6 protein-coding genes and 1 pseudogene are annotated in these 8833 nt (G+C 68.8%); 5 read left to right on the top strand and 2 right to left on the bottom strand.

The genetic code is table 11. From position 1 onward, the window contains the following. Window positions 1–372 (top strand): PEP-utilizing enzyme (locus ACE3P2_RS10005; protein WP_374263973.1); only part of this gene is annotated, 372 nt, incomplete at its 5' end. A 3-nt stretch (window positions 373–375) separates the two neighbouring features. Here the strand turns inward: ACE3P2_RS10005 and ilvA are convergent. After that, a complete protein-coding gene (gene ilvA / locus ACE3P2_RS10000) occupies window positions 376–1896 on the bottom strand; it encodes a threonine ammonia-lyase, biosynthetic (protein WP_374263971.1) in 1521 nt (506 codons plus the stop codon). A 95-nt stretch (window positions 1897–1991) separates the two neighbouring features. Between ilvA and ACE3P2_RS09995 the strand changes: the two genes are divergently transcribed. The 3 genes from ACE3P2_RS09995 (at window position 1992) to ACE3P2_RS09985 (ending at window position 7619) form a co-directional block, all read left to right on the top strand. Continuing rightward, complete coding sequence (locus tag ACE3P2_RS09995; RefSeq protein ID WP_374263969.1) at window positions 1992–2348, top strand: RidA family protein; 357 nt, start codon at window positions 1992–1994, stop codon at window positions 2346–2348. A gap of 194 nt (window positions 2349–2542) precedes the next feature. Next, entirely contained in the window at window positions 2543–3565 is a 1023-nt protein-coding gene (locus tag ACE3P2_RS09990; protein WP_374263968.1) for an SGNH/GDSL hydrolase family protein, read from the top strand. A gap of 151 nt (window positions 3566–3716) precedes the next feature. Next, window positions 3717–7619 (top strand): DUF3683 domain-containing protein, encoded by a 3903-nt coding sequence (locus ACE3P2_RS09985; RefSeq protein WP_374263966.1) that lies wholly within the window; start codon window positions 3717–3719, stop codon window positions 7617–7619. 73 nt (window positions 7620–7692) lie between these two features. On the opposite strand, the gene ACE3P2_RS09980 is transcribed toward ACE3P2_RS09985, so the two are convergent. Continuing rightward, window positions 7693–8055, bottom strand: a complete 363-nt coding sequence (locus ACE3P2_RS09980; protein ID WP_374263964.1) for a carbonic anhydrase — start codon at window positions 8053–8055, stop codon at window positions 7693–7695. A 225-nt stretch (window positions 8056–8280) separates the two neighbouring features. On the opposite strand from ACE3P2_RS09980, the pseudogene ACE3P2_RS09975 reads away from it, so the two are divergent. Next, window positions 8281–8833: pseudogene (locus ACE3P2_RS09975) on the top strand (hypothetical protein); the annotation flags it as partial.

Below are 8833 nucleotides of genomic sequence, written 5' to 3'. Positions count from 1 at the left end.
GGGGCGGTGGACGCGGCCCGGGCCACCGGCGACGGGGTGCTGTGGCGCGGCGTGGCGACCGGCACCGGGGTGGTCCGCGGGCGCGCGCGGGTGCTGCGCCATCCGTCGGAAGGCGGACGCCTGGCGCCCGGCGAGGTGCTGGTGGCGCCGTCCACCGATCCGGGCTGGACGCCGCTGTTCCTGAAGGCTGGCGGGCTGGTGGTGGAGACCGGCGGCTACCTGTCCCACGGGGCGATCGTGGCGCGGGAGTTCGCGCTGCCGGCGGTGGTGAACCTGCCCGGCATCGTCGACGCGCTGGCCGACGGCGACGAGGTGGAGGTGAATGGGCTCAGCGGCACCGTCCGCCTGCTGGGGCGGACGGACGGGGGGTGAATCTCAGCCGAGGAACATCCGGTAGGCCGGGTTGTGGGTTTCCTCGACGTATTCGTAACCGAGCCGCCCGAGGAAGCCCTGGAAGGCCTCCCGGTCGGCCGGCGGCACCTGCATTCCGACCAGCACGCGGCCGAAGTCGGCGCCGTGGTTGCGGTAGTGGAACAGGCTGATGTTCCAGTCGGAGCGCAGGGTTTCGAGGAAGTTGAGGAGCGCGCCGGGCCGCTCGGGGAAGACGAAGCGGTACAGCACCTCGTTGTCCGCCTGCGGCGCGTGGCCGCCGACCATGTAGCGGATGTGGCTCTTGGCCATCTCGTCGTCGGTGAGGTCGAGGCAGGGCAGGGCGTGGCGTTGCAGCATCTCGGTGATGCGCACGCCCTCGGCGCGGTTGTGCACGCCGACGCCGACGAAGATGTGGGCGCGGGCGGCGTCGCCGTAGCGGTAGTTGAACTCGGTGATGTTGCGGTTGCCGAGCAGGTCGCAGAACTTCTTGAAGGAGCCGGGCTTCTCGGGGATGGTCACGGCCAGCACGGCTTCGCGCTGCTCGCCGACCTCGGCGCGCTCGGCGACGAAGCGCAGGCGGTCGAAGTTCATGTTGGCGCCGGAGGCCACGGCGACCAGGGTCTTGTCCTTGAGGGCGTGGCGCTTGGCGTATTCCTTGGCGCCGGCCAGGGCCAGCGCGCCGGCGGGTTCGAGGATCGAGCGGGTGTCCTCGAACACGTCCTTGATGGCGGCGCAGATGGCGTCGTTGTCCACGCGGATCATCTCGTCCACGTATTCCTGGCAGACCCGGAAGGTTTCGGCGCCGACCAGCTTGACCGCGGCGCCGTCGGCGAACAGGCCGACGTTGGCCAGCTCGACCCGCTTGCCGGCCTCGAGGGACTGGGCCATGGCGTCGGAATCGACGGTCTGCACGCCGATCACCTTGATCTCGGGGCGCACCCGCTTCACGTAGGCCGCCACGCCAGCCAGCAGGCCGCCGCCGCCGACGCAACAGAAGATGGCGTGGATCGGCTTGGCGTGCTGACGCAGGATCTCCATGCCGATGGTGCCCTGGCCGGCGATCACGTCGGGGTCGTCGTAGGGGTGGACGAAGGTGAGCTTCTCGGTCTTCTCGAGTTCGACGGCGTGGGCGTAGGCGTCGGAGAAGGATTCGCCGGCCAGCACGACTTCGCCGCCGTTGCGCTTGACCGCGTCGATCTTGATCGCCGGGGTGGTGGTGGGCATCACGATCACCGCGCGCACGCCGAGCTTCCTGGCGGACAGGGCGACGCCCTGGGCGTGGTTGCCGGCGGAGGCGCAGATCACCCCGCGCTTGAGGGCCGCCGCGCTGAGGTTGGCCATCTTGTTGTAGGCGCCGCGCAGCTTGAAGCTGAACACCGGCTGCATGTCCTCGCGCTTGAGGAAAATCTTGTTATGAACACGGGCCGACAGGTTGGGCGCCGGGTCGAGGGGCGTTTCGATCGCCACGTCGTACACCTGGGCGGTGAGAATCTTCTGGAGATAGTCGGGGTGCTGCGTGCTCATGGGGGGCGCCTTCTAGGTCGGCTGGGGGAAGCCTCAAAGGGTAGCAGTCCCGGCAGCCGCACTGCAACATACGGCTTTTGTCTGCGGAGCGAAGCATGAGCGACATCCAGCGCGCCGGCACCACCCGGCGCTATTCCGATTTCTGCATCCACAACGGCGTCGTGCATTGCGTCGAGGTGCCGCCCGACGCCCACGGCGATGCGGCGACCCAGACCCGGGCCATGCTGGCGAGCCTCGAGCGGCTGCTGGTCCAGGCGGGCAGCGGCAAGGGGCGTCTGCTGATGGCCACGCTGTATCTTACCGACATGGGCGATTACGACGCCGTCAACGCGGTGTGGGACGCCTGGGTGCCCGCCGGCACCGCGCCGTGCCGGGCGTGCGTGCAGGTCGTCCGCCTGGCCGATCCGGGCTGGCGGGTCGAGGTGGCGGTGCAGGCCGCGGTCGGCGCCTGAGCGCGCACCATCCCGACGCCATTGCGGACCGCGCAGATCGGCGGAAAAGGCCGCCCACGATGGGTTTTCGCCGACTTTACATCCTCGCTTGCCCACCTATAGTGAAGCGACGAGCGCACCGCAGGGGAATGCCCCCTGTCGTGGGGTATGCGGCGCATTCCGGGGTTCAATCATCCATTCTCGGGGAGGGTGTCATGTCCTGGCGTCAGCGTGTTCTGTGCAGTTCCACCGGATTGGTCCTGGCCCTGGCGGGCAATCTTGCCCAGGCCGGTCCGTATTCCTCGATGTACGTGTTCGGCGACAGCCTGTCCGACGTGGGCAACGACGCCGCGATCACCGGCGGTGCCGTGCCGCTCGACACGATCTTCACCAATGGCTCGGTCAGCGGCCGCTTCACCAACGGCGCCAACTACGTCGACGATCTGGCCGGCTACCTCGGCCTCAGCGTCGCCCCGTCGTTTCTCGGGGGCACCGGCTACGCTTACGGGGGCGCGCGGATCGACTCGATCGGCGTGCCCGGCGGGCTGAGCTTCAACAATCAGGTCAAGGCCTATTTCGCCAGCCACCCGGGCGGCGCCGACCCGAACGCCCTCTACGTGGTGTGGATCGGCGCCAACAACATGTCCGATGCCATCGCGGCGACCCTCGGCGGCGACGCCGCCGCAATCGGCACCCAGACCAGCGCCACGCTGGGTGCCATCGGCGCCGCGATCGGTTCGCTGGCGGCCAGCGGCGCGCGCCATTTCCTGGTGCCCAACCTGCCCGACCTGTCGCTCACGCCGGCGATCCGCTTTGCCCACAGCGCGGCCCTGTCGGGTCTGGCCCGGGGCGTCAGCAGCGGTTTCAACACGGCGCTGGCCGGCGTGCTGAACGACCCGGCCTTCGGGGCCCTCGACATCGACCTCGTGGATGTCTTCAGCGCCCAGAACTTCATCACCCAGAATCCCGCGCTGTACGGTTTCACGAACGTGTCGGACGCCTGCTACACCGGCGAACCCGACGGCAGCCCGCGTCTCGGCTGGGGCACGCCGGGGCTCTGCGCCGATCCGACCGGCTACATGTACTTCGACTACCAGCACCCCACCGCGCAGCTCCACACCGAGGTGGCCCGGCTGGCCTTCGCGACCCTCGAGGTGCCGGAGCCGACCGCGCTGTCGCTGCTCTTCGCGGGACTCGGCATGTTGGCTTTCGCCCGTCGGCGCGCGCGCCGCGACTGAACCCCGGACGCCGTCCGGCGGTCCAACGGCCTGCCTGCAAAGGTGGGCCGTTTTTGTTTCCCCTGCTGGATGTAAGGCTTTGTTTTTCGACAGAAGGCGGAGCGGTCCGCTAAAATGGCACGTTCCCCGCCGTAAAAACCCAGGTAACGCAATGACCCAACGCCTGCGCGAAATCCCCTACAACTACACCTCGTTCTCGGACCGCGAGATCGTGATCCGCCTGCTCGGCGCCGAGGCCTGGCAGACACTCGACGCGCTGCGCGCCGAGCGGGTCACCGGCCGCTCCGCGCGGATGCTCTACGAGGTGCTGGGCGACGTCTGGGTCGTGCAGCGCAATCCCTACCTGCAGGACGATCTGCTCGCCAACCGCGACCGCCGTGGCGCCCTCATCGAGGCCCTCCGCCACCGCCTCGAGGAAGTCGAGAAGCGTCGCGAGGAAGCCAGCGGCGAAGACCCGGAGCGCAGCGCCAAGGTGGCCAGCCTGGTGCTCGCCGCCCACGCCGCGGTGGATCGCTTCAAGGCCTTCTTCGAGGAAACCTACGACCTGCGCAAGCGCGTGCGCCACGAACTGGCCCGCCACACCCGCAAGGACAACATCTGCTTCGACGGCCACGCCCGCGTCTCCCACGTGACCGACGCCACCGACTGGCGCGTCGAGTACCCCTTCGTGGTGCTCTACCCCGACACCGAGGAGGAGATGGCGCCGCTCGTGAAGAGCTGCATCGAGCTCGGCCTCACCATCATCCCGCGCGGGGGCGGCACCGGTTACACCGGCGGCGCCGTGCCGCTCGATCCGCGCTCGGTGGTCATCAACACCGAGAAGCTGATCTCGATGGGCGCCGTCGAGGAGATCGCCCTGCCCGCTTCCGACGGCGGCCTGCTGGCCCCGTACGCCACCATCCGCACCGGCGCCGGTGTCGTCACCGAGCGCGTCTCCGAAGCCGCGTCGGCGGCCGGCCGCGTGTTTGCCGTGGACCCGACCTCGGCCAGCGCCTCGTGCGTCGGCGGCAACATCGCGATGAACGCCGGCGGCAAGAAGGCCGTGCTGTGGGGCACCGCCCTCGACAACCTGGCGTGGTGGAAGATGGTCACGCCGGACGGCAACTGGCTCGAAGTCGAACGCCTCAACCACAACTTCGGCAAGATCCACGACCAGAAGACCGTCGAGTTCCGCCTGCGCCGCTTCGACGCGAAGACCTACCAGCAGCTCTCCGAGGAGATCCTCGCCATGCCGGGCGCCGCCTGCCGCAAGGAAGGCCTCGGCAAGGACGTCACCGACAAGTTCCTCGGCGGCGTGCCGGGCGTGCAGAAGGAAGGCACCGACGGCCTGATCGTGGCCGCCCGCTGGGTGCTGCACAAGATGCCGCCGGTCACCCGCACGGTGTGCCTGGAGTTCTTCGGTCAGGTGCGCGAGGCGGTGCCGGCCATCGTCGAGATCACCGACTACTTCAAGCCGGGCGGCGCCGGTGAGGCCGCCAAGGTCCAGCTCGCCGGCCTCGAGCACCTCGACGAGCGCTACGTGCGTGCCGTCGGCTACACCACCAAGGCCAAGCGCCATGGCCGGCCCAAGATGGTGCTGATCGGCGACATCGTCGGCCACGACGAGACCGCCGTGATGACCGCCGCGTCCGAAGTCATCCGCATGACCAACACCCGCGGCGCCGAAGGCTTCATCGCCGTCAGCCCCGAGCAGCGCAAGAAGTTCTGGCTCGACCGCTCGCGCACCGCCGCCATCTCGCGCCACACCAACGCCTTCAAGGTGAACGAGGACGTGGTGATTCCGCTGCCGCGCATGGGCGACTACTGCGACGGCATCGAGCGCATCAACATCGAGCTGTCCACCCAGAACAAGCTGGCCCTGTGCGACGCGCTGACCGAGTTCCTGCAGGGCGAGCTGCCGCTGGATACCGGCGACGCCACCATCTCCCGTGACGAGCTGATCGGCGAGAAGCGCAAGGATGCGCTGGAATACGTGGCCAGCGTGCGCCGCCGCTGGCAGTGGCTGCTCGACAACCTCGACCTGCCGCTGGCCGAGGCCGAGCCGCAGTTTGCCGACTACGGCATCCAGGCCGGCGAGCTGTCCAACCGCGCCGCCAACCCGCGCCTGTTCCACCGCCTGCAGGACTACTCGGTCCGCACGTCCTGGAAGACCGAGCTGCGCGCCCGCCTCGACAAGATCTTCGACGGCGTGCTGTTCGGGCCGGTCCGCGAGGCGCTCAAAAAGGTGCACAAGCAGGTGCTGCGCGGCCGGGTCTTCGTGGCCTTGCACATGCACGCCGGCGACGGCAACGTGCACACCAACATCCCGGTCAACTCCGACAACTACGAGATGCTGCAGACGGCCAACCGCGCCGTGGACCGCATCATGGAGCTGGCCCGTTCGCTCGACGGCGTGATCTCGGGCGAGCACGGCATCGGCATCACCAAGATCGACTACCTCACCGACGCCGAAATGTCGGGGTTCTGGCAATACAAGGCCAAGGTCGACCCGGACGGCCGCTTCAACCGCGGCAAGCTGATGCGCGGCGGCCCCCTCAAGGGCAACCTCGACAATGCCTACACCCCCAGCTTCAACCTGATGGGCCACGAGTCGCTCATCATGGAGCAGACGGCGATCGGCGAGATTTCCCACGACATCAAGAACTGCCTGCGCTGCGGCAAGTGCAAGCCGGTGTGCTCGACCCACGTGCCCCGCGCCAACCTGCTCTACAGCCCGCGCAACAAGATCTTGTCCACCTCGCTGCTGATCGAAGCCTTCCTCTACGAGGAGCAGACCCGCCGTGGCGTCTCGCTCGCCCACTGGGCCGAGTTCGAGGACGTGGCCGACCACTGCACGGTGTGCCACAAGTGCGAGAAGCCGTGTCCCGTCGACATCGACTTTGGCGACGTGTCGATCAAGATGCGCAACCTGCTGCGCGAGCAGGGCAAGAAGTCGTTCAACCCCGGCAAGGCCGCGGCGATGGCCTTCCTGACCGCCAAGGACCCAGCCACCATCAAGCTGATCCGCGCCGGCATGATCGGCTGGGGCTACAAGGCGCAGCGCCTCGGCCACCGCATCGGCAAGAGCCTCGGGCTGATCCAGGATCAGGTCCAGCACCCGCCCGCGACGCTCGGCAAGCCGCCGGTCAAGGCCCAGGTGATCCACTTCATCAACAAGCCGATGCCGGGCGGGCTGCCCAAGCGCACGTCCCGGGCGCTGCTCGACATCGAGGACGACACCATCGTCCCGGTGATCCGCAACCCGCAGGTCAAGCGCGACGAATCGGAAGCGGTGTTCTACTTCCCGGGCTGCGGCTCGGAGCGCCTGTTCAGCCAGGTCGGCCTCGCCACCCAGGCGATGCTGTACCAGGTGGGCGCCACCACCGTGCTGCCGCCGGGCTACCTGTGCTGCGGCTACCCGCAGACCGCCGCGGGCGAGGAGGACGCCGGCCAGAAGATCACCACCGACAACCGGGTGCTGTTCCACCGGGTCGCCAACACGCTCAACTACCTCGACATCAAGACGGTCATCGTGTCCTGCGGCACCTGCATGGACCAGCTGATGAAGTACCAGTTCGAGAAGATCTTCCCCGGCTGCCGCCTGCTCGACATCCACGAGTACCTGCTCGAGAAGGGCCTCAAGCTCGACGGCGTCACCGGCGCCCGCTACATGTACCACGAGCCCTGCCACACCCCGATGAAGGTGCACTCCGGCATCAAGGTGGCCAACGAGTTGATGGGGACGCGGGTCGACCTGTCCGACCGCTGCTGCGGCGAATCCGGCACCCTGGCCGTGGCGCGGCCCGATGTGTCCACCCAGGTGCGTTTCCGCAAGCAGGAAGAGATCGAGAAGGGGGCCGAGAAGCTGCGCGGCGCCGACGCCACCGCCCAGGTGAAGATCCTCACCTCCTGCCCGAGCTGCCTGCAGGGTTTGTCCCGCTACAGCAGCGACGCCGGCGGCGTGGATGCGGACTACATCGTGGTCGAGATGGCCAAGCACCTGCTCGGCGACAACTGGATGGCCGACTACGTGGCCAAGGCCAACAGCGGCGGCATCGAGCGCGTGCTGCTGTAAGGCGCTCTTCCGCTGTCGCACCGTGCCGGGGCCCGCGTTTGCGGGCCTCGGCGTTTCAGGCTTCAGGTGATGCTCAGTACCACGTCACCTTGCCCCTGCCGGTGTCGTACAGCGCACCGACGATGCGGATGCGGCCTTCGTCCTCCAGCGCCTTGAGCACCGGGCTCTCGGCGCGGATGCGCGCTACCACCTGCTGCACGTTGAGTTCGGTGACTTCCGCCACGAAGGCGTGGTTGTGGGCATTGCGCTCGCCGGACGTCGACGCCGCGGCGACCGCCGGCTTGAGCCGATCGAGCAGCCCGCTGAGGTTGCCCAGCTTCACGTCGTCGCAGGCGCCCTTGATCGCCCCGCAACCGGTGTGGCCCAGCACCACGACGAGCCGCAAACCCGCCACCTTGGCGGCGTATTCCAGGCTGCCGAGGATGTCCGGGTTCACCGTGTTGCCGGCCTGGACCGCGCGGGTCGACGTCGCCCCCAGCGTTAGGGGCGCGGTGTGACCGGCGCACGGCGCAAGTCTGCCTGGATTCCATTGACATGACGCTGTGCGAGATCAAGGCGCGGGCCGCGAAACGGCGCGCACGCCTTGCCCGCGACCCCAAAACGCTTCGTGCTATCCTGCGACCCCCGTTTTTCCGGTTGTGCGTGGGCACGGCCGACCGACATGAGCGAAGAACAGCAAACTGCCCCGGTGCCCCCCGCCGAGACCGCCAAACCGGCCACCCGGCGCAAGACGCCGGCCCGTTCCCGCAAGAAGGCTGCCGCCCCGAGCGAAGCCGTCGCAAGCCCCAGCGAAACGCCCGCCGCAGACACGTCCGTCGAGCCCGCCGGCGCGCCGTCCGAGCTCGCGCCCGAGGCCGTGTCGGCGGACGCCGTCAAGCCCGCCAAACCCAAGCGCGCGCCGCGCAAGCCCAAGGCCAAGCCGGCGGAGGCCGTTGCGCCCGTGGAAACCCCGACCGCCGAGGTGGCGCCCGCCCAGGCCGGGCAAGCGGACAGCGCGATTTCGCCAGTCCCCGTGGTTGCCGAGCCCACGCCGATGCCGGTCGAGGCCGTGGCCGAAGCGGTGGCCGACCTCGTGCCGGCCACCCCCCCGCCCGAAGCCGCGCCGGAAGGCACCGAGGAAGGCATCGCGGACGCCGCATCGGATGGCGAATCCGACGGCGACGCCGAGGCGCCCGCCGGCCCGCGCCGCAAGCGCAAGCGCCGCCGCGGCAAGG

Source organism: Zoogloea sp., from assembly GCF_041911615.1.
Taxonomy (GTDB): Bacteria; Pseudomonadota; Gammaproteobacteria; order Burkholderiales; family Rhodocyclaceae; genus Zoogloea.
Note: the sequence above shows the minus strand (reverse complement) of the source record. Positions and strands in the feature narration are given on the sequence as shown.